The organism is Falsiruegeria litorea R37 (assembly GCF_900172225.1).
Classification (GTDB): Bacteria; Pseudomonadota; Alphaproteobacteria; order Rhodobacterales; family Rhodobacteraceae; genus Falsiruegeria; species Falsiruegeria litorea.
In genome coordinates this window covers 1,300,171-1,320,848 of record NZ_FWFO01000001.1, presented here as the reverse complement: position 1 = coordinate 1,320,848, position 20,678 = coordinate 1,300,171, and the positions used below count along the sequence as shown (strand labels likewise).

At 61.4% G+C, this 20,678-nt stretch carries 17 protein-coding genes; 14 read left to right on the top strand and 3 right to left on the bottom strand.

Annotated features, from left to right (window positions below; genetic code table 11):
- The first annotated feature begins 76 nt into the window (after window positions 1-76).
- From TRL7639_RS06525 to TRL7639_RS06495, 6 genes are all read left to right on the top strand, one after another.
- Complete coding sequence (locus TRL7639_RS06525) at window positions 77-1,621, top strand: trimethylamine methyltransferase family protein (RefSeq protein WP_085794941.1); 1,545 nt, start codon at window positions 77-79, stop codon at window positions 1,619-1,621.
- On the top strand, window positions 1,618-2,907 hold the full coding sequence (locus TRL7639_RS06520; RefSeq protein ID WP_085794940.1) for an aspartate aminotransferase family protein: 1,290 nt from the start codon (window positions 1,618-1,620) through the stop codon (window positions 2,905-2,907). Before TRL7639_RS06525 ends, TRL7639_RS06520 begins: the two co-directional genes overlap by 4 nt.
- Complete coding sequence (locus tag TRL7639_RS06515) at window positions 2,904-5,303, top strand: GcvT family protein (RefSeq protein WP_085794939.1); 2,400 nt, start codon at window positions 2,904-2,906, stop codon at window positions 5,301-5,303. Before TRL7639_RS06520 ends, TRL7639_RS06515 begins: the two co-directional genes overlap by 4 nt.
- The gene (locus TRL7639_RS06510) at window positions 5,300-7,717 is read left to right on the top strand and encodes an FAD-dependent oxidoreductase (protein WP_085794938.1); all 2,418 of its coding nucleotides are present in this window, start codon (window positions 5,300-5,302) and stop codon (window positions 7,715-7,717) included. Before TRL7639_RS06515 ends, TRL7639_RS06510 begins: the two co-directional genes overlap by 4 nt.
- Window positions 7,718-7,909: 192 nt before the next feature.
- Entirely contained in the window at window positions 7,910-9,271 is a 1,362-nt protein-coding gene (locus tag TRL7639_RS06500) for an amidase (protein ID WP_085794936.1), read from the top strand.
- Complete coding sequence (locus TRL7639_RS06495) at window positions 9,268-10,941, top strand: thiamine pyrophosphate-binding protein (protein WP_085794935.1); 1,674 nt, start codon at window positions 9,268-9,270, stop codon at window positions 10,939-10,941. Before TRL7639_RS06500 ends, TRL7639_RS06495 begins: the two co-directional genes overlap by 4 nt.
- A gap of 152 nt (window positions 10,942-11,093) precedes the next feature.
- On the opposite strand, the gene TRL7639_RS06490 is transcribed toward TRL7639_RS06495, so the two are convergent.
- Window positions 11,094-11,618: a hypothetical protein gene (locus TRL7639_RS06490; RefSeq protein ID WP_085794934.1), complete on the bottom strand. Its 525-nt coding sequence runs from the start codon at window positions 11,616-11,618 to the stop codon at window positions 11,094-11,096.
- A gap of 105 nt (window positions 11,619-11,723) precedes the next feature.
- Entirely contained in the window at window positions 11,724-12,872 is a 1,149-nt protein-coding gene (locus TRL7639_RS06485; RefSeq protein ID WP_085794933.1) for an aromatic ring-hydroxylating oxygenase subunit alpha, read from the bottom strand.
- Between the two features lie 107 nt (window positions 12,873-12,979).
- Here TRL7639_RS06485 and TRL7639_RS06480 point away from each other — a divergent pair, with 107 nt between their 5' ends.
- A complete protein-coding gene (locus TRL7639_RS06480; RefSeq protein ID WP_085794932.1) occupies window positions 12,980-13,564 on the top strand; it encodes a TetR/AcrR family transcriptional regulator in 585 nt (194 codons plus the stop codon).
- Here TRL7639_RS06480 and TRL7639_RS06475 read toward each other — a convergent pair.
- Window positions 13,539-14,204: a ceramidase domain-containing protein gene (locus TRL7639_RS06475; RefSeq protein ID WP_085794931.1), complete on the bottom strand. Its 666-nt coding sequence runs from the start codon at window positions 14,202-14,204 to the stop codon at window positions 13,539-13,541. The genes TRL7639_RS06480 and TRL7639_RS06475 overlap by 26 nt on opposite strands.
- Window positions 14,205-14,306: 102 nt before the next feature.
- Here TRL7639_RS06475 and TRL7639_RS06470 point away from each other — a divergent pair, with 102 nt between their 5' ends.
- The 7 genes from TRL7639_RS06470 (at window position 14,307) to TRL7639_RS06440 (ending at window position 20,665) form a co-directional block, all read left to right on the top strand.
- Window positions 14,307-15,011 carry a DUF6998 domain-containing protein gene (locus TRL7639_RS06470; protein WP_085794930.1) on the top strand — a complete coding sequence of 235 codons (705 nt, stop codon included), beginning with the start codon at window positions 14,307-14,309 and terminating at the stop codon, window positions 15,009-15,011.
- Window positions 15,012-15,106: 95 nt separating this feature from the next.
- Window positions 15,107-15,799, top strand: coding sequence for a metal-dependent hydrolase (locus tag TRL7639_RS06465; RefSeq protein WP_085794929.1), 693 nt, complete (start codon window positions 15,107-15,109; stop codon window positions 15,797-15,799).
- A 4-nt stretch (window positions 15,800-15,803) separates the two neighbouring features.
- Window positions 15,804-16,775, top strand: coding sequence for an adenylate/guanylate cyclase domain-containing protein (locus TRL7639_RS06460; RefSeq protein WP_085794928.1), 972 nt, complete (start codon window positions 15,804-15,806; stop codon window positions 16,773-16,775).
- The gene (locus tag TRL7639_RS06455) at window positions 16,772-17,749 is read left to right on the top strand and encodes an adenylate/guanylate cyclase domain-containing protein (RefSeq protein ID WP_085794927.1); all 978 of its coding nucleotides are present in this window, start codon (window positions 16,772-16,774) and stop codon (window positions 17,747-17,749) included. The genes TRL7639_RS06460 and TRL7639_RS06455 overlap by 4 nt, the downstream gene beginning before the upstream one ends.
- Entirely contained in the window at window positions 17,746-18,720 is a 975-nt protein-coding gene (locus TRL7639_RS06450) for an adenylate/guanylate cyclase domain-containing protein (RefSeq protein ID WP_085794926.1), read from the top strand. Before TRL7639_RS06455 ends, TRL7639_RS06450 begins: the two co-directional genes overlap by 4 nt.
- On the top strand, window positions 18,717-19,691 hold the full coding sequence (locus TRL7639_RS06445) for a nuclear transport factor 2 family protein (RefSeq protein WP_085794925.1): 975 nt from the start codon (window positions 18,717-18,719) through the stop codon (window positions 19,689-19,691). Before TRL7639_RS06450 ends, TRL7639_RS06445 begins: the two co-directional genes overlap by 4 nt.
- Window positions 19,688-20,665, top strand: coding sequence for a nuclear transport factor 2 family protein (locus TRL7639_RS06440; RefSeq protein ID WP_085794924.1), 978 nt, complete (start codon window positions 19,688-19,690; stop codon window positions 20,663-20,665). The genes TRL7639_RS06445 and TRL7639_RS06440 overlap by 4 nt, the downstream gene beginning before the upstream one ends.
- Window positions 20,666-20,678 lie beyond the last annotated feature (13 nt).

Here is a 20,678-nt window from a genome sequence, read left to right as displayed (position 1 = left end):
CGCTGAGAAAAGCGCCTTTGCGAAGTTAAAACTGTTTGAGCATGCTGACGCAATAGAAAATTGAGCTCATGTATCAATGGCAAAAAATACTCGAAGGCGCGGACGACAAGACCGCTTGAACGATACGACGGATCAGGACGCCCAACGCCCGGTTTGGCCCGGGATTGACGGTGGTCGGCTAAAGCCCTTGTTACCGGATGAAGTGCAGTTGATCGAGGACAGCGCCCTGACACTGCTGGACACACTGGGCCTGAGTCAGGCGACAGAGTCGATGGTGAACAAGGTCGTGGCGGCGGGTGGGCGTCTCACCGACGAGGGGCGGTTGCTGTTTCCCCGCGCCCTAGTCACATCGACACTGCAACAAGCCAGACGGACCTTCACGCTGTGCGGGCAAAACCCGGAGCACGATCTGATGATCGACAAGGCCCGCGTTCACATGTCCACAGGTGGCGCAGCTCCGGGTGTGTTTGACATGGATACGGGCCAGTATCGCCCTTCGACCCTGGCCGACCTTTATGATGCCGCCCGGTTGGTGGATGGCATGGAAAACATCCATCATTTCAGCCGTCCCCTTGTGGCGCGCGATGTCGACGACACGGCGGCGATGGACCTGAACACCGCCTACGCCTGCCTTGTGGGCACATCCAAACATGTGTCGATATCAATCACCGAACCTGATCATGTCCCTCAGATCGCCGCGCTTTGCTATGAAATCGCAGGAGGCGAAGCCGCCTTTCGCGCGCGCCCCTTCCTGACGGTCATGGTGTGCCATGTGGTCCCCCCCATGCGCTTTGCCGAAGAGGCTTGCGAGGTTCTCGAATCCGCGATCCGGGCAGGGTTTCCAGTTCAATTGATCAGCGCCGGTCAAGCCGGAGCCACCAGCCCGGCCACCATCGCAGGATCGCTGACGCAGGCGGTGGCGGAAACACTCGCCGGGTTGGTCTTTGCACAACTGGTCGATCCCGACGCGATGGCGATATTTGCCCCCAAACCGCTGGTCGCGGATCTTCGTACCGGGTCGATGTCCGGCGGCGGTGGCGAGCAGGCGATCCTGATGGCGGCAGCCGCGCAGATGGGGCGGCATTTCGACTTGCCCACCTCTTCGATCGCCGGGATTACCGATTCCAAGACACTCGACGCTCAATATGGCGCGGAAAAGAGCCTGGCCGTCGCCCTGGCAGCACATGCCGGATCCAATATCGTGACACAAGCGGCCGGCATTCATGCCAGCCTTCTGGGCGTATCGCTCGAAGGTTACGTGACCGACAACGATCTGTTGGGCAACATCTTGCGTACCCTTCGCGGCGTCGAAGCAACGCCCCAGAACATCGCCGCCGATGTGATTGCGAACGTGTGTCGGGGAGCGGGTCACTACCTTGGTGAAATTCACACCTTTGACCGCATGAAATCCGACTACTTCTATCCGCATGTCGGTGACCGGCGCACCCCTGACGAATGGCAACAGGACGGTGCGCGCACCGTGGCCGAAGTGGCCAGAGACAAGGCCCGCGAGCTGCTGGCCACCCACTTTCCCAGCCACATCCCGGATGACACCGATCGCGCCTTGCGCGCCCGGTTCGACATTCGGCTTGGCCGCCCCCGCATCGGAAGAGCACCATGACCAACATTGCCCTGTCACAACGCGCCCGCACAGCCCTGCCGGGCGGGGTCAGCCATGAGCTGCGCTATCGCGCGCCGCACCCGATTTACATCACCCGCGCCAGCGGTGCCGAAAAATGGGACGTCGAGGGCCGCCGCTATGTAGATTTCAAGATGGGAAGCGCCAGCCAGATGCTGGGCCACAGCCATCCGGCAATCGTCGAAGCGGTTCAGCGACAGGCAGAGCGCGGGATATTCAGCGCCGATTGCCACGAGGCAGAGCTCGAATGGGCAGAATGGGTGAACCGGCTTTTTCCATGCGCCGAACGCACCCGTTTTACCGCCTCGGGAACCGAAGCCACGATGCTGGCCCTTCGCCTGGCACGTGCATGGTCCGGCAAAGAGCGCGTTTTGCGGATCGACGGCCATTTTCACGGCTGGCACGATCACGCGCTTAAGGGGTCCAAACCCGGCAGCGATGCGGCCCCCAGCCTGGGAATCCCCGGCTGCGTGAACGATCTGATCGACATATGTGCCGCCGAGCCACAGGCCATGGCACGCGCCCTGCAAGACGATCGTATCGGTACGGTGATCATCGAGGCCTCGGGCGCGAATTATGGCTGCGTGCCTCTGGAAACGGACAGATTGCGGGCCTTGCATGATGTTGCCCGAGCCGCCGGTGTTGTCCTCGTCTTTGACGAGATCATCACCGGCTTTCGCTGGTCACCGGGGGGACGCCAGACCCGAGATGACCTGACCCCCGATCTGACGACCCTTGCCAAAGTCGTAACCGGAGGTCTTCCGGGTGGGGCCGTCTGTGGACGCGCCGACATCATGGATCTGATGAACAACGCCACCCAACGGGATGGCCTCGCCCCTGCGGTCAGCCACAAGGGCACGTTCAACGGGTCTCCGCTGATTGCCGCGGCCGCCTGCGCTGCGATGCCTCTCCTGGCCAGCGGCGAGGCGCAGGCGCAGGCCGACAGTATGGCCCAGCGCATGCGCGATGGCATGAACACCGCTTTTGCTCAGGCCGGCGTGCCGGGCCTGGCTTATGGGGACAGCTCGATCTTTCATGTCTCTTTCGGACATTCCACGCTGAATGGGTTGACCCCTGCCCAGATCCGCGGCCTGCCCTCAGCCCAGGTCACCGCCTACCGCGACGGCATGTTGGCCGAGGGGATCGACATGATGGCCTATACCTCAGGCCTGACGTCGGCAGCCCATACCCCTGAGTTGGTCGACGAAGCTCTGGACGCCTTCCGCCGCACATTGGCCCGAATGATCCGTGACGGGGTGCTGACATGACCCTGCCCCGTCATGCAAAGACCGTTATCATAGGCGGCGGCGTCATCGGCTGTTCTATCGCCTATCATCTGGCCCGCGAGGGACGCACAGACATCGTGGTGCTGGAACGCTCGAAACTGACGAGCGGAACAACATGGCACGCCGCCGGGTTGGTGCGCAGGTTGCGCCCCTCGGCGACGCTGACCAAGCTGATCAACTACTCGATCGATCTTTACGGCGAGCTGGAGCGCGAGACCGGGCAGGCCACCGGCTGGACCCAAACCGGGTCGCTGACGTTGGCCACGAACCAGGACCGCCTGACCAACATCAAGCGTCAGGTCTCGCTTGGCCGCGCCTTTGGGCTTGAGGCAGACGTGGTCGATGCCCCCCGCGCCAAGGAGCTTTGGCCGCTGATCGAAACAGACGATGTGATCGGCGCGGTCTGGTCCCCTGCGGACGGGCGGGTGAATCCCTCGGATGTGGCGCTTGCGCTGTCTAAGGGGGCCCGCGCACGCGGCGTTCAGATCTTTGAGGATACCACCGTCACCGGCCTGCAAAAAAAGGCCGGGCGTATCTCGGGCGTTGAGGTAGGCGAGCATGTGATCGAGGCCGATGAGGTGGTGATTGCCTGTGGCCTCTGGTCCCGTGAAGTGGCCGCCATGGCGGGCGCGCATATGCCGCTGTACGCCTGCGAACATTTCTACATCCTGACCAAACCGCTGCCCGAGGTGCAGGCGCTTGGCAAGGGTGCGCATCTGCCGACGCTGAACGATCAGGACGCCTTCCTTTACGCCCGCGACGATGTCGAGGGGCTGCTGGTGGGCTGCTTTGAACCACACGCCAAAGGACTGCCGCTGGAGCGTCTGCCCGCCGATTTCAGCTTTGATCTGCTGGACGAGGATTGGGATCACTTCATGCCGATGATGGAAAACGCCCTGCGCCGGATACCAGCGCTGGAGCGGGCCGAGGTGCGGATGCTGCTGAACGGGCCCGAAAGTTTTACCCTCGACAGCCAGTTCATGCTGGGTGAAAGCCCCGAGGTGCCGGGCCTGTTCCTGATGGGCGGCATGAACTCCACCGGCATCGCGCTGGCCGGGGGCGCGGGCAAGGCGATGGCAGAATGGATCATCGCGGGTGAGCCCACGATGGAGCTGAACGAGGCCGACATCCGCCGCTTCAGCCCCGAGATGAACGTGTTGGGTGCCTTGGAGGCGCGTATTCCCGAGGTTCTGGGCCGTCACTATGACAACCCCTTTCCCGGTCGGTCGATGGACACCGCCCGGGGCCAACGCCGCTCACCCATCCATGTGGGGCTTGTTGCGGCTGGCGCGCAGTTTGAAAGCAGGGGCGGCTGGGAGCGCGCGGTGCATTTTGGCGGCGAGGCGGCGCATCTGCCGCTCAGCTTTGGTGTTCCGGCCTGGCGCGAGCAGGTGGCGCAAGAGGTCGAGACTTGTCGCACCGGCGCCGCGATCCTGGACCAGAGCGCCTTTGGCAAGATCATGGTACAAGGCCCGGATGCAAAGGATTTCCTCAACCACCTCTGTGCCGCACAGATGGACATTGCCGAGGGGCGGATCGCCTACACCCAGATTCTGAACGCACGCGGCGGTGTTGAAAGCGACCTGACCGTGCAGCGCCACGGGCCGGATACCTATCTGCTCATCGTCGGCGCGGGCGAGGTTGTGCGCGACCTCAAACGCATGCGTGAGACGCGGGGTGATTTCCGGGTTGAGTTCACGGATGTGACCAGCGGCTATGCCATTATCGGGCTGGCGGGGGCAAAGGCGCGCGAGGTGCTGCAAGCCACCAGCAACACACCGGTGCCAGAGCTGAAACGCTTTCACTTTGCACCAGTCGAAATCGGGCTGGCGCGAGGATGGGTCGGGCGGCTGAGTTTCACCGGCGAGGAGGGGTACGAGCTTTACATCCCCTCGGACATGGCCATGACGGCCTATGAGGCATTGGTCGAAGCGGGCGCCAGTCACGCGGGGCTATATGCCTCGGGCAGTCTGCGCATCGAAAGCGGATTCCGCGCCTTTGGCCACGAACTGACCCCGGGCACCACCCCGCCAGAGGCAGGGCTGGGGGCCTTCTGCGCCTTTGGCACGGGTTTTGTGGGCGAGGCAGCGTTGAAGGATCACGACCCCGAGCGCCAAATCGTCTCGCTGCTCTTTGATGATCCCGACGCGATCCCGATCCATGATGAGCCGATCTATTTCGACGGCAAGGTTGTGGGGCAGATCACCTCGGCCGCGTGGAGCTATCGCTTTGGTCGCTCGGTTGCACTGGCCATGCTCACGTCCCTCCCCCAGGGGCTGCAGGATGGCGATGTCATCCCGGGCTTCGAGGTCGAAATCGCCTGCACCCGGTACAGCGCGCGCATCTCACGCAAACCCGCTAAAGAGGCGTTCCAATGACCGATACCATCCGCACCACCCAGGTCGCCATCATCGGCGGCGGCATCATGGGCGTCGCCGCGCAGTTCCAGCTGGCCGAAAACGGCTGGACAGACACGATCCTGTTTGAAAAAGCGGAACTCACCAGCGGGTCCACATGGCACGCCGCCGGCCAGATCGCCCATGCGGTTGGCAGCCGCGTCGCGGGCTGGATCAACAAGACCTCGATCGAGACCTACAAGCGGGTTGAAAAAGAGACCGGCCAAAGCATCGGATGGCATGAGGTTGGCGGCTTTCGCATCGCCACCACGGACGACGAAGTCGACTGGATGAAATCCATCATGGGGGTCGGCAAACTGCTGGATCTGCCGATGGAACTTGTCGGACCGGAGGAGGTCGCGAAGGGCAACCCGTTCTACAAGGTCGATGACGTAAAGGCGGCTGTTCAGACGTTTGAGGATGGCCATATCGACCCCTCGGGCGTGACCATGGCGCTGGCTGCCGCGACCCGTGCACGCGGGGCCACGATCGAGCGCCACAACCGGGTGGTCGGGGCCAGCCGTCAAGGCGACATGTGGCGGCTCGCGACCGAAAAGGGCGATGTGTTGGCAGAACATGTTGTCATCGCGGCAGGCTCTTATGCCAACCAAGTCGGCGAATGGTTCGGACTTAAGATCCCGTCGGTTTCGTGCCTGCACCACTATCTGGTGACCGACACGGTGCCCGAATTCCTTGACCGCCCCGAACTGCCGGTGATGCGCGACAACGCTTTTGGCGGATACATTAGACAGGAGCAGAAATCCGGCCTGATCGGGATCTACGAGGGGCACGTCTGCCCAACGGTCTGGGAAATGCCGCAGGGTGCGCCATGGGCGGCCGAGAATGAGCTCTTCGAGGCTGATTACGACTCGATTGGTGATTTCCTCATGGTTGCCTTCGACAAGATGCCGATCCTTGCCGAGCTTGGGATCAAACGCGTTGTGCGCGGGGCCATCACCCACACGCCGGACGGCGGCATGCTGGTCGGTCCCTCGGGCGCGCCCAATGTCTGGCTGTCCTGCGGGTCCTCCATTGGTCTGGCCTGGGGCGGCGGCGCGGGCAAGGTGCTGGCCGATTGGATGGCACATGGCGAGGCCGAGATCAACACGCGGTCGATGGACCCACGCCGCTATGGCGATTTCAGCACCGACAACTTCATTGTCGAGCGCACCAAGGACGAGTTCATGCGCCGCCATGACACCCCCTGCCCCGGCAAACAGTTCCACTCCTTGCGACCGCTGAACAAACACCCGCTCTACGACCGTCTGGCCGCCAAGGGCGCAGTCTTTGGCGAGGTCGCGGGCTGGGAACGACCGCGCTATTTTGGCAAGGTGGGCGAGGTCGAGCAGATCGGCTGGGGTCACCAGAACTGGCGCGCAAACGCAATGACCGAGGCGAAGGCAACCCGAGCCGCCGCTGGTGTCATCGACCTCTGCGCCTTTGCCCAGTTCGAAATCACCGGGCGCGACGCGGGCAAGCTGCTGGACCGGCTGTCGGCCAACAAGATCCCGGCCAAGGACGGGTCAATCGGACTGTGTCACCTGTTGACCGACAAAGGGCGGTTCGAGACGGAAATCACCATCTGGCGGATCAGCGAGGGGCGCTATTTCACCGGCTCGCCGATTGCCCGCGCCAACCCGGATTTCGCCTGGATGCAGTCCCATGTCCTGCCGGATGAGGATGTCGCTCTGACCAACCGCACCAACGACTGGGGGATGCTGGCACTGTCTGGTCCGGCCTCGCGCGCGATCCTGTCCCAAGCCACCGATGCGAACCTGTCAAACGCCGCATTCCGCTGGTTGTCGGGACAAGAAATCAAGGTCTTCGGCGTGCCATGTTATGCCCTTCGCGTGGCCTTTACCGGAGAACTCGGGTGGGAGTTGCACCTGCCGCTGGACCGCATTGCCGAGGTTTATGACAAGCTGCATGATATTGGTGCAGCGCATGGTTTGGTCGATCTGGGCGGCTATGCCTTCAACGGGTTGCGGATGGAAAAAGCCTATCGCGCATCAGGTGAGCTGACCACAGACATCGGCATGTTCGACGTGGGCCTTGATCGGTTCTTTCGTCCAGAGGGGCGCGATTTCATCGGGAAAGAGGCCGCGCTTGCGACCAAGGATCATGTCGGCTGGGAACTGCTCTATTGCGAGGTTCACTCTGACAGGATCGACGTGCATGGCGGCGAGGCGGTTTTGCTGAATGGCGCGCCCGTTGGGCTGACCACCTCGGGCGGTCATGGCTACACGGTCGACAAAAGCCTGGCCTTTGTCTTTGTACGTAAAGGCACGCCCCATCAGGGGCTGAGCGTGATGCTGCTCAATCAAGAGTACGCGATGACGGTGCTGGATGAACCGGCGTTTGATCCTGACAATCTGAGACCCCGACAGGATGGGTAAACGGATGGAAGCGCCCGTGATCCAATCCACGGCCCTCGTGATCGCATTGCGCCCCTCTGGCGGGCTGCACGAGGTCGCGGACCGACCTCACTGCGGTCGGTTTGTGGGTGAGAATACGGGCGCGATTTTTTATCGTTCCGGTGAAACGTCCTCTGGCACAACAGGGGCGAAAAGCACCGAAAGGCCCGATGGATGACCGATATCACCGCCCTGAACGCAGCCGACATGGCGCAGCAGATCCGCAATGGCGTGTTAACTGCCCGTCAGGTACTGGACGCGCATCGTGCTCGGGTTGAGGCGGTGAATGATACGGTCAACGCCTTTGTCACCCTGGATTGGGACCGTGCCGGGCTACGTGCGGACGCGCTGGACCGGATGGCCACACAGGGACAGTTCACCGGGGCGCTGCACGGTGTACCGGTTGCCATCAAGGATGTGTTCGAAACCAAAGGACTGCGCACCACCTACGGCTCGCAGAGTTTCGCGGACCATGTGCCAACACGCGATGCGCTGCACGTCAAACGGTTGCGCGACGCAGGCGCGGTGATCTTTGGCAAGACCAACACGCCCGAATTTGCCTTCTCGGGTCAGACTGCGAACCTGGTCTCGGGCACCACCCGCAACCCGTTGGATACACGCAAGACAGTTGCGGGCAGTTCCGGCGGCGCGGCGGCGGCCTTGGCCGCGCGGATGGCACCACTGGCAGATGGATCCGACCTGGCTGGCTCGACCCGGACACCCGCCGCCTGGTGCGGCGTGGTGGGCTATCGTCCGACCTCAGGCCTGATCCCTTACGACCCCAATCCGACACCCTTTGACGGGTTGTCGATCCCCGGCCCCATGGCCCGCAACGTCAGCGATCTGGTGCTGATGCTTGAGGTGATGCAGGGCAACACCTCGACGCAGCCCTTGGGCTATTGGTTTGAGCCGCCAAGCCTGTCGAAGCTCAATGCACCGGTGCCGCCCCGCAAATTGGCGATGTCGCTGGCGCCTTTTGGGGCCTCTGTCGACCCCTCGATCCAGAGCGTATTGGCGCCGGTCGCAGACATCTGCCGCTCGCTGGGGTGGCAGATCGAAGAAGGCGCGCCCGATCTGGAGCCACTCATGCAATTTGGCGGGTTGATCCGGGGGCTGTCTGCTTTGGGATATCGTGACGCGATGCAGCCTGACATGGCGCTGGCTGGTGCCAGCTTTATCTCAGCGTGCGCGTCGGGCGAAGGGCTGAGTCTGCAAGACCTTGTCGACTACCGTCGGGTTCGCACCCAAGTCTGGGAGGCAACGACGCGCTTTTTCGACACCTATGATTTCGCCCTTTGGCCCACGACCACGGGCCTCGCCTTCTCGGCCGACCTAAGGGACCACGAGCTGCCCGAAGATTGGCGGACTGTGACCCTGACGCCCGTCCTCGAGCTTCCGTCCATTTCCCTTCCCTTCGGCACCTCTCGCGACGGCATGCCGGTGGGGTTGCACATCACCGGGCCACGCGGGTCCGATGCCAGACTTTTGCGTTTCGCCAGATGGATCGAACGCACCGTATCAGGAGACCACAGATGACACAGATCACCGGCGGCGAAGCGGCCTATCGCGTATTGAAGGCAAATGGGATCGACACCGTGTTCGGCCTGCTCGGCGGTTCGATGCTCGAACTCTATGACGCGATGTATCAGCACGGCGGCGTCGCCTATGTCGGTGCCCGCGATGAGCGTGCCGCCGGTCACATGGCGGACGCCTGGGCGCGGATGACGGGCAAACCCGGCGTGGTTTTGGGCGCGCAGGCCGGTCCGGGGGTGGTCAATCTTGTGACAGCAGTGGCCGAGGCGCAGCTGGCCTATTCGCCGCTGGTGGTCATTGCCGGTGCGATCAGCCGCTGCGATCATGCCAAAGACACCTTTCAAGAGGTCGACCAGGTTGCGCTTTTTGCTCCGATCAGCAAACGGTCGGTCATGGTCAGCGACGCTGCCCGCCTGCCTGCGATGCTTGAGGATGCGATACGGCTGGCCAACTCGGGGCGTCGCGGCCCCGTGGTGTTGCATGTGCCGCGTGATCTGTTTGCCGCCCAAGTGCCCGACATCGACCCCGCTCCTATCAAGATTGCGCGTCCGGGTCCGGCCGCGCCCGAAGACATCAACGCCATTGCCCAGCTGCTGTCCACCGCAGAACGCCCAGTTCTGTTTGCTGGCGGCGGTTTCAAATGGGGCAAGGGCCGCGACGCGCTGACGGCTTTGGCCGAAAAGCTCGAAGTTCCGGTCGTCGCCTCGACCGGCCACGCCGACGTGATGCCGCACGGACACCCCTGGTTTGCAGGCCAAGCCGGTCCGCGCGGCAATCGCGTGGCCAGCCGGTTGACCCGCGAAGCCGATGTGATGGTGGTCCTGGGCGCACGGCTCGGCTTCAATTCGACCTTTCACAGCAATGACTACGTCGGAGCACAGACGCGCATCGCCCATGTGGACATCGACGGGGCCTCGGTGGGGCGATACTTTCCGGCAGAGATCGCGGTGCAGGCCGATGCCCGCCTGACAGCCGAAGCGCTCACGCAATCAGCGACCAAACCAAACGCCGATGACTGGCGCGCCGCATTCACCGCAGACCTGGCCAGCCTTGCCGACGAACGAGACGCCGAAGCCCGGATCGCCACCCTGCCGATGCACCCACGCCGCGCCCTGGCCGAGCTCCGCTCCGCACTGCCTCAGAACGCAATCGTCACTCTGGATACGGGCAATACCTGCCTTCAGGCTGCCGACCGGCTCGCGCATTATGATCCGCTCTCACTGATCACCCCGCTGGACTTTGGTCTGGTCGGCTTTGGCCTGGCCGCAGCGATCGGTGCCAAGGCCGCAGCGCCAGACCGCCCGGTGGTGGCCATCATGGGCGATGGGGCCATCGGCTATACGATGATCGAAATACAAACGGCCATCGCGCATGACCTGCCTATCGTGATCGTTGTCCTCGACAATCAGGCCTGGGGCGCTGAAAAGGCCTATCAGCAAGAATTCTTTGGCGGCCGCCTGTTGGGGGCGGAAATTCAATCGCCGCGCTTTGACTCCTTTGCCGAGCTCTGCGGTGGCAAAGGGATCTGGGTCGATGGCCCAGGCGGCATGGGCCCGGCCCTGACCCGAGCCATCGCCAGCGGCGAGACAACCGTGATCCAGGCCAAAATCGATCCCGCCGCGCTGATGACGCTGCGCAAGGATCTGTTCACCACACCGACACAAGACAGGTAACAGCTCGGTTGGGGCATGCCCTTCCGCCGCTGCCCGTCGCAGCAAAAAAACCGCCCGGCAAAGCCGGGCGGTTGAATTCGCAAAACTCGACCGCTTTCCTTGATCACGCGCCGCAGCACACGGCAGAGCCGCGGCAGCGCTGCATGAACACCTTAAAGGACCATGGCCGCAGCAGCCCCAACCACCATGATACAGCCAACCGACAAGCCCAGTTGCGCCATGCGGCGGCGCATCCTGTATTTGCGGGACTGACGCGCCAGATCTTGTTGAAAGGCTGCGATTTCAACCTCATCCATCGCCTCGGCGGATTGAAAATAGTCCAGAAAAGCCACCACATCGAACCCGCCCCAATCGCGGTCCTTGAGGTTTTCAATCTTGCCCATGTTCTTGGCCAGACGGCTGACACAGACGTTACGGGCGTTCTCATCGCGCGCCGGGAACCGGCCATTGGGCGCGCCGCTGTGGTAAACATTCAGGCCGAAACCCGAATCCAGGAACATCTGCTTGATCTCCTCATCCGCCCCGCGCAGAGCCTCGACCAGCCCGGGATCCCGAAACAAGGCGACCTGCTGCGTGGCCGTATGGGCCATGCCGATGTCATTCAAAAAACCCTGAAATTTCTGCTGCACCTCGTCAGGCATGACCGAGAACATATCGAAGTCGTAAGAGTAGGACATGGGCGCTTTCCCTTCGTCAGCTTGAGTTACTGACAAAAAGTAATGCGGCTTTGTGGTTGAATTTGGGCAATATTCCCTGATTTTCGTGGCGTTAGGGTCCTGACCCTAGCCCGCAATCAGCTCTTCGACCGCCAGATTGAACCGGTTGAGCGCCCCCTCGAACCGTCCGAACAGGTGGCTGGGGTTCCCGCGCGAGGCAAAGCCAGATTGAATCTCTTCTCCCAATTCAAAATCCTCGGCCAGGGTCGCCATCGTGATTTTCTGGTTCAGCTTCCAATGCGCCTGCATCTCGTCGCCTTCGATCTTGTCGGCGGGTACTAGCGTGACAATGCGCAATGTGGTGTGCCCTTCGGATCGGGGCTGTGCATTGATCCAGGCCACGTGATCCTGCTGCACCAACAGCTGCGTGGTGGGCATCAGGGTATAAAGCACATTGGCATCTGCCCGGATCGACCACTTCTCTTCGGGCGTGTCGGTCAGTGTTGTCATGCTGGTGCGCGGCAGAACCGAGCGCATATGCGGGCCGAAACAGCGATACGTCGACAGGTTGTCGGGGAAATGCGGCGCGATGGTGTTGGCGTGCGCGACGCGGAAGTGATAGGCCTCGATCCCACCCTCGACCAGTACCTTCCAATTGGCCTTGACCTCTATCGTGTTTTCGATGGCGATCTTGTGGTTTGCCAGATCCAGCCAGCGGAAATCATCGGCAATCGGGCCCAGCCAGTCGTCGATGTTCAGCGGCTCGTTCATCTCGGGGTTGGCGATGATCCAGATGAACCCGTGCGCCTCGGCCACCGGCAACCGCCGCAGGCCCCGCTCGGCACGCGGCAGGTCCGGAAAGCCCTGCTTTTCCTGCGGCACCGCGCGCAAATCGCCCTGATTTGTCCAGCTCCAGCCATGATAAGGACAGGTAAAGACCCGTTTGCACCCCGCCCCTTCGCGTTCCAAAGTGGCCCCGCGATGGCGGCAGACGTTCAAAAAGGCCCGTGCCTGGCCTTCCGCATCTCGTACCAACAGCACCGGCAGCCCCATGACCGAGCGCGTCAGAAAGCTCGACGGGCCGTCCAACTCGCCCGAATGCGCCGCCACCACCGGCTTGCGCCGAAACAGCGCCGCCTCTTCGCGCGCGAACCGTTCGGGGCTGGAGTAGCGCGAAATCGGAGAATGGCTGATCGTGTCGTCCAGATAGGCAGACTTTTGTTCCGCCAGACCGATGATTTCGCGGATCAAACCAATCTCTTCGCTGCGCTCCATGGTGGCTCCCTCCCTCGGCTTGCACGGATCACTTACCAAACGGTAAGTAACTTACCAACTGGTAAGCCGTCAAGTGTTTGGTGTAGGGTCCCGATGAAGGAGCCCCCATGTCCACCAAACCCGACCCCGCCGAACGATACCTGGACCTTGCGACCACGCGCTTTTCCGAGCTTGGGTTTCATGGGGTGTCGCTTGCACTTGTGGCCAAGGATGCAGGTGTCACGAAACAGGCAGTTCTGCATTACTTCCGCTCCAAGGAACGGCTCTATGCCGAGGTGCTCAACCGCCTCGCCGTGCGGCTGCTGGCCGAGATTGACGCCACCGCAGCCCCAACGCCCGCCCAGCGCCTGATCGCCTATTTCAGCGCTTATGCCACCGGCGCCGTCGCAAACCCCGAAGACGCCCGCCTTGTGGTTCGCGCGCTTCTGGACAGCGACGCGCAGGCGCGCAGCTGGCCATTGAAACCCTATCTCGACACGCTCACGGACCTGGCATTGCAAACACCGCGCTGGCAGAGCGCAAGCCGCGAAGAGGCGCTGGCCGGTCTTTATCAGCTAATCGGCGCAATACAGTATTTCGCAATCTCTGCGCCCACGTTGTCCGGCATGTACGGCAAGACATCCTTTGACGAGGTGCAAGGCGCGCTGACGGATGACTTTCGAAAGCTCATTCAAGGGTTTGCGATACCTTAGTCAGCCCCAGCATGTGGAGCCTCAAAACCTCGATCATCCAGCCCAGCACGATCCCGTTCAGGATATGCCACATGAAATGCGTGCCCATCGGCACAGCCCCGCAAACGGGTTCATCCAACGCCCGGAACATGATCGAGGCAACCAGAATCGTGGCCCCGATGGCAAGCCCCCGCGCCGTGTCCGGTGCACGGTGACGCAGCAGGACCGCGTAGATGTAAATCAGCAAGGGCACCGGCGCGTACCCGGCGGAATCCCCCAACCCCGGCACCATCTGGAACAACGGCAAAGTCGCCGCGGCATAGGGAAAGAACAACCCCGTCACGCCCAGCGCAGGCAGCACCCCCAGCCCCCAGACATGACGGTTCACGGCATAGATATAAACCAGGATATACCCCAGGATCGGTGTCACATCTGCAATCGCGGCCCAGACTTGGGCATGGGTGTGAAAAAGATAGCTGCCCACGCCAATAAGGCCCAAGATCACCGCCAGCACACGGGCAATCGCGTTTCCCTGCGTCCGCTGCCACATGATCAAGGCAGCCACGATAAAGGCCGCATTTGTCACCGCATTGATCGGCTCGGCCCAGTATTCAGGCCCCAATCGCTCACAGTAGCCATCAATTTCGCGCAACCAATCCAAGATGCCCTCTCAATCAAGAAGCTGACCCAAGCATCGTCGTTGATGAACGGTATCATTCGTGAAAGCCTGCAAATCATCTAATACACATAGGTTGCACGTTTCATGCCCCAAGTCCTTTCACAATCTCAAATTATCAGATCTTTGGCGCAAGCTTTGGAATGGTACGAAAAGGAAATGAGTTGGGGCGTTTCGTCAGGTGAGCTCAATCACCTAACTGGACGAATTGGCGAGTTGTATGCAGCGATGGTGACCCGCGGCCAAATGGCACTCGAAACAAACCAACGCGGATATGACGTCGTCTCGCTCAATGGGGAACGTATTTCCGTCAAAACCGTAACAACCTCAACACATGTAACATTCAGAGCAAGCACATTCGACGTGGTTCAACGTGTTATGATTCTTCGCATTGTGGTTGATGATGATGTCGTTTCCATCGAGGAAATCCTAGATTGCCCAGCCGATGACATCCGCGCGCGCGGGCCAGGTGGCGACGGAAATTATGTGGTGTATCTGGGGAATTTAACGTCAGGCCTAGACCGCCAAAACCACAATGCGCCGCGTTCTATCGACAAGCACGCGAATGTCCGAGACCTAAAGGTAATCGCGCAAGCCAATCACGGCTCGCATAAGGTTATGTTGTACGAAAACGGCTCAATTTTGGTTGAAACAGATGGAAAACTTGAAGACACCGCGAAACCGACACTCCGAAAGATTGCCAAAGAGGTCGGGGTCGATACCCTCAATGGTGCTGGAAATCCCAAGAACACGCGCACATTGGGCAGCGACATCATCAAAGCGTTAACGTAAGGCTCGCATCCCCCAAAAGGTAATCTGCAACCAATCCATGGATTTCTATGTAACCGGTGTTAGGCTCGTGCCAACAGGAAATAGGAGATTCATTGATGGATGTTATCTGGCTGGGACACGGCAGCTTTCGCATTGAAACCGCAGGACAGGTCCTGTTGATCGACCCGTGGCTGACCGGCAATCCATCCCTGCCCGAGGATCAACACGACGCCGCCGTCGCAGGCGCCACCCACATCCTGCTGACCCATGTGCATTTCGACCACGTTGTCGATGTCCTGCCGCTGGCCAAGAAGCTGGGCGTGCCGGTTGTGGGCCAATACGACCTGATGGGGCATTGGGGAGAGACCGAGGGCATCGAAACCGTTGGCTTCAACAAGGGTGGCACCGTGGATCTGAACGGGATCAAGGTATCGATGGTCCCGGCCTCGCATTCCTCGACCTTCAACACGCCCGACGGCATCCGCACCGGCGGCACCGAGGTGGGCTTCATGATCGCGTCTGAGGGCAAGATGCTCTACGTCTCGGGCGACACCGACATCATGGCCGACATGGACTGGATGGGGGATTACTACAAACCCGACATCGGCATCCTGTCGGCGGGCGGCCATTTCACCATGGACATGAAGGGCGCGGCCTATGCCGCCAAGCGCTACTTCAACTTCAAGACCGTGATCCCCTGCCACTATGGCACCTTCCCGATCCTGGAACAGAACGCCGACGAGTTGCGTGCAGGTCTACCAGGTGTCGACGTGATCGAACCGCAGGTCATGCAGGCCATCACGCTATGAGGTCATGAGCGACATCATCCCCTCGCCTGAACTTGGAGCCATCGTTCGCCGCTGGCTCCGTTCCTATGCGGCAGGCGACAAAGAGGCGGTGCTCAACCTTTTCTCAGAAGACAGCGCTTTGGGGTACATCGGTTCCTCCCATGACGAGATCTGGCGCGATGATACCCTGCGCCGGGGCATGGGCGGTTACATGGAAGATATTCCAAACTTTTCTTGGGATAAGGACGATTTCCGCGGCTTTGAATGCGGCAATCTTGGTTGGGTCGAATGGTTCGGCGGGCGTGTATCGCTGGAAAACGGCAAGGAAATCACCTTTCGCTCTACCTTTGTGCTGCATCTGGAAAAGGGCGTCTGGCGGATCGTTCATGTGCACAACTCAAACCCGGTCTCGAACATGGACGCTTTGGGGTATCAGTCCCGCGGGTTTGAGGAGTTGTTGGAGGCCGCCCTGACATCGCCGGTTGATCTGGCACAAACCGGCATGGCAACGATCATGTTCACCGACATCGCCGGCAGTTCGGCGCTGGCAGAAACGCTAGGTGACGCCCGCTGGTCGACTGCGGTGCAGGCCCACATGAAACAAGTGGGCGATGTGCTCACCCGACACGGCGGGACGCTGGTCAAAACGCTTGGCGATGGCACCATGTCGGCGTTCCCTTCGGCCACGGCAGCCCTCACTGCGGCCTCCGAACTGCAGCACATCATCTCAAACAGCACGACCGAGCCGCGCCTGCAAATTCGCATCGGATTGCACACCGGCGATCTGGTGGAACAGGACGGCGACATGTTCGGCACCGTAGTGAACAAGGCCGCCCGCGTCGCGTCAATCGCCGCACCCGGCGACATCTGCCTGTCCGACGCCACCCACATCATGGTCGGCGGCGCGCCTCAGTTCCGCTTTTCCGACCCCGCCCTGGTCCGCCTCAAGGGGCTCGAGGGTCAGCACACCACCTATCGGCTAGAGTGGCAGGGATGAGCAACGTCCGCCCCTCGCCCGAGGTTCTGGCCATCGCCCGGCGCTGGATCGAAGCGGTCCCGAACCGACGCCCCAATGACCTGCGCAACCTGATGACCAAAGAGGATCATCTGCTTTTCTTCGGAACCGCCGAAGACGAAATCTGGTCAGGTCATGCCGTACAAGAGGGTGTCGGCGCGTTCTTTGGGGCAATCCCCTCTGTAACCAAGCATGTCGAGCATTTCGCCGAGGCCTATGAAAACGGCAACACCGGCTGGGCTTGCCTTACCCATGAGATTGCGTTCGAAACCCATCCGGACCGTTCCTTTCTGGTCCGCACCACGCTGATCCTCACACTCGAAGACGGCGCGTGGAAGATCGTCCACCGCCACGGGTCCGTGCCCACGCCGAACGAGGATTTCACCGGCGTCGAGCAACCCGCCATCGCAGACCTCGTCGCCGCCGTAAAAGACGGGTTTGCTTTGGACCAAACCGAAGGCCTCGCCTCGATCATGTTTACCGATATCGTCGGATCATCGGCGCTGGCCTCGGCCCTTGGCGACCGCGCCTGGTCGCCCATCATTGCAGCCCATTTCGACATGATCCGGGCCATCGTCACCGAACATGACGGCCAATTCGTCAAATCCCTGGGCGATGGCACCATGTCGTCGTTCCCGTCCGCCCGCGCCTGTCTGAGCGCAGCCACACAGATACAATCCGCACTGGAAAGCGACACCCAGGAGCCCCACCTGTCCGTGCGCATCGGCATCCACACAGGCGAGGTGATGCAGGCCCAAGACGACTTTTTCGGCACTGTGGTCAACAAGGCCGCCCGCATCACTGCCACCGCACAGGCGCAGGAAATCCGGGTCTCCGACACGACACGGCTGATCGCCGGAAACACCAAAGGATTCGTCTTTTCCGGCTCAAAGGATTTTGACCTCAAAGGGTTAGAGGGTCGGCATACGACCCACTTGCTGGTGTGGCAGACATGACCGATCCCTTCACCCCCTCGCCCGAACTGGCCGCAATCGCCAAACGCTGGCTCAACGCCTATGCGGCACGCCAGACACAGCCGGTGATCAACCTCTTCTCGCAGTCCGCCGCAATCACCTATGTCGGCTCGGACGAGGGCGAACTGCTGACCGAACCCGACTTTCACAAGACTTTTGCCGCCTTCTGCGACGATCAGGCGGTTCTGGTTCCCGAAAACCTCGAAGTCACCGCTTACGAGGCCGGAACCTTTGGCTGGGCGCTCGCGACGATGACCATCATCGCCCCCGACGCCGACAAGAGCGTCGCGTTCCGCAACACGTTCATATTTGCCCTCGAAAACGCCGTCTGGCGCATCGTGCATGTCCACAACTCCAACCCCAAACCCAATATTGAGGCAATGGGATACACCTCGCGCAGCATCGAAGAGCTGACCGCCTCGCTACAGTCCGAGACGTTGGACCTTGGGCACACCGGCATCGCCTCGGTCATGTTCACCGACATCGTCGACAGCACCGCCCTGGCCGCCGCCACCGGCGATGCCACCTGGAACAGCATCGTCCAGACCCACATGGCCGAGACTGACGCGGCGGTCGCAGCACATGGCGGCACCCTGGTCAAATCGCTGGGCGATGGCACCCTGTCGTCCTTCGCCTCGGCCTCTGCCGCGCTGAGTGCCGCCACCCGCATTCAACAAAAGATGCAAGACCAAACCCAGGAACCGCACCTGAGGGTCCGGGTCGGCATCCACACCGGCGACGTCGTGGAACGCGACGGCGATTACATCGGCATGGTGGTCAACACCGCCGCCCGCGTGGCCGCCGCTGCCGCGCCCGAAGAAATCCGCGTATCAGACCCCACACGCGCCATGGTCGGCGGCAACGCGGACTTTGCCTTTGGCGACCCCGTATCGGTTTCTTTGAAGGGGCTCGAAGGCGAGCATCTGATCCACAGGCTGGAGTGGCGCGCATGAGCGACCCCTTCACCCCCTCGCCCGAACTCGAAGCCGTGGCCCGGCGCTTCTTTCGTGCGGTCCGCCAACGCGATGGCAAGGCGATGCGCAACCTGTTGTCGCGCTCGGCCAAATTGCGGTTCATCGGCACAGCCCCGAACGAGCGGTGGAGTGGCAATTCCCTGCGCGACGGGCTTGAGGCACATTTCAACGAAGCCCCTGCCTTTCTGGTGGACGAGGAAACCCACGGTGAAGCCTTCGAGGCGGGCGACATCGGCTGGGCCATATTCGAACGCAGCATCGAGTTGCAAGGCAATCCCATCCCCGTCGATTTTCGCTTCACCCTGATCTTCACGATGGAAGACGGCGCCTGGAAAATCCTCCACCGCCATGCCTCGGTCGGCAAACCTAACGCCGACACGCATGGCGTTGAACACCGGGCGCTGGATGAATTAGCCGCCTTGGCTTCGATCTCGGACCTGCCGGAAACCCACACCGATATCGTCACGGTCGTGTTCACCGACATCACCGATTCAACCACCCTTGCCGCGACACTGGGCGACCGCCGCTGGACAGAGATTGTTCAACGCCATTTGACCATGATCGAGGGTTGCGTCACCAAGCACAGCGGCCAGCTTGTCAAATCTCTGGGCGACGGTACGATGTCGGTCTTCCCATCAGCGACCGTGGCTTTGCAGGCAGCAATGTCGATCCAGCAAACACTTGCCCGGGGTCATCAAGAACCTCGACTGAGCGTCCGCATCGGCGCGCATACAGGTGATGTTGTTCATTCCGGCAAGGATTTCTTTGGCACCGTTGTCAACAAAACTGCCAGAGTGGCCGCGATCAGCGGCCCCGATGAAATCCGTGTCTCTCACGCCACCCGCACCATGGTGGGAACTGCCAAATTCACCTTTACCGAGCCCCTTTCAGTTCCCCTCAAAGGGCTGGATGGCGAACACCTGATCCACAAGTTGGAGTGGCAGACATGATCCGCCCCTCTCACGAAGTGCTCGCCGTTGTCCGCAGGTGGAACAAAGCCGTTCATCGCAAAGATGGGGACACGTTGACCAACATGCTCTCGCGATCCGAACACCTTCGCTATCAGGGTTCGGCCGAAGGCGAAAGCTGGTCAGGGCAGCTGTTTCGGCAGGGTTTTGGCGAGCATGTGCGGGAAATTCCCGACTATGATTGGGAGGAGCACGCGCTTGAGGCGTTCGAATGCGGCGACGTGGCCTGGGCGCATTGTCTGGCAACCTTGACGTTTCCCAACACCGCCAGCCAATTCCTGCATCGCTTCACCTTTGTCCTGCATCTGGAGGAAGGCAATTGGCGCATGGTTCAACTGCATGTCTCGAACCCGCTGCCCAACATGGACAAGATGGGCGCCGACCATCACGCGCTGGACGATCTGATCGAAGCCGCCCGCGCCGATAACGTGATGCAGGGCCAAAGCGGCGTCGCCACGGTCATGTTCACCGACATCGTGGGCTCTTCGGTGATCGCCGAAACCGTAGGGGACATCACATGGAGCCGATGTGTGGGCGAGCACATCGAAATGGTCAGGGCCTGCGTCGAGGTCAACGGCGGGCGGATGATCAAATCCCTGGGCGACGGCACCATGTGCACCTTCACCTCGGCCCGCGCCGCAATGACCTGCGCGCAAGAGATCCAGCTTGGCATGCAGAACACAGCCGCCGAACCCCGCATCCAGATCCGCATCGGCCTGCACACAGGCGAGGTCATCGACACCGGCGCAGACTTCTTTGGCACCGTCGTCAACAAGGCCGCCCGCATCGCAAACCTGGCCGGCCCCGAGGAGATCCGAATCTCGGACGCCACCCGCCTGATGATCGGCACCGACGCCAATTTTTCGTTTTCAGACCAGACACGCGGCCCCCTGCGCGGTTTGGATGGGAGCCATACAACGCATCTTTTGAACTGGCGCACACCTGCGCCGGACTGAGAGGAAAGGACCG

What these genes read in the sequence shown, in the direction of transcription:
- TRL7639_RS06525 (WP_085794941.1), top strand. Translation starts at nt 77, where the DNA reads ATGGCAAAAAATACTCGAAGGCGCGGACGACAAGACCGCTTGAACGAT.
- TRL7639_RS06520 (WP_085794940.1), top strand. Translation starts at nt 1,618, where the DNA reads ATGACCAACATTGCCCTGTCACAACGCGCCCGCACAGCCCTGCCGGGC.
- TRL7639_RS06515 (WP_085794939.1), top strand. Translation starts at nt 2,904, where the DNA reads ATGACCCTGCCCCGTCATGCAAAGACCGTTATCATAGGCGGCGGCGTC.
- TRL7639_RS06510 (WP_085794938.1), top strand. Translation starts at nt 5,300, where the DNA reads ATGACCGATACCATCCGCACCACCCAGGTCGCCATCATCGGCGGCGGC.
- TRL7639_RS06500 (WP_085794936.1), top strand. Translation starts at nt 7,910, where the DNA reads ATGACCGATATCACCGCCCTGAACGCAGCCGACATGGCGCAGCAGATC.
- TRL7639_RS06495 (WP_085794935.1), top strand. Translation starts at nt 9,268, where the DNA reads ATGACACAGATCACCGGCGGCGAAGCGGCCTATCGCGTATTGAAGGCA.
- TRL7639_RS06490 (WP_085794934.1), bottom strand. Translation starts at nt 11,618, where the DNA reads ATGTCCTACTCTTACGACTTCGATATGTTCTCGGTCATGCCTGACGAG.
- TRL7639_RS06485 (WP_085794933.1), bottom strand. Translation starts at nt 12,872, where the DNA reads ATGGAGCGCAGCGAAGAGATTGGTTTGATCCGCGAAATCATCGGTCTG.
- TRL7639_RS06480 (WP_085794932.1), top strand. Translation starts at nt 12,980, where the DNA reads ATGTCCACCAAACCCGACCCCGCCGAACGATACCTGGACCTTGCGACC.
- TRL7639_RS06470 (WP_085794930.1), top strand. Translation starts at nt 14,307, where the DNA reads ATGCCCCAAGTCCTTTCACAATCTCAAATTATCAGATCTTTGGCGCAA.
- TRL7639_RS06465 (WP_085794929.1), top strand. Translation starts at nt 15,107, where the DNA reads ATGGATGTTATCTGGCTGGGACACGGCAGCTTTCGCATTGAAACCGCA.
- TRL7639_RS06460 (WP_085794928.1), top strand. Translation starts at nt 15,804, where the DNA reads ATGAGCGACATCATCCCCTCGCCTGAACTTGGAGCCATCGTTCGCCGC.
- TRL7639_RS06455 (WP_085794927.1), top strand. Translation starts at nt 16,772, where the DNA reads ATGAGCAACGTCCGCCCCTCGCCCGAGGTTCTGGCCATCGCCCGGCGC.
- TRL7639_RS06450 (WP_085794926.1), top strand. Translation starts at nt 17,746, where the DNA reads ATGACCGATCCCTTCACCCCCTCGCCCGAACTGGCCGCAATCGCCAAA.
- TRL7639_RS06445 (WP_085794925.1), top strand. Translation starts at nt 18,717, where the DNA reads ATGAGCGACCCCTTCACCCCCTCGCCCGAACTCGAAGCCGTGGCCCGG.
- TRL7639_RS06440 (WP_085794924.1), top strand. Translation starts at nt 19,688, where the DNA reads ATGATCCGCCCCTCTCACGAAGTGCTCGCCGTTGTCCGCAGGTGGAAC.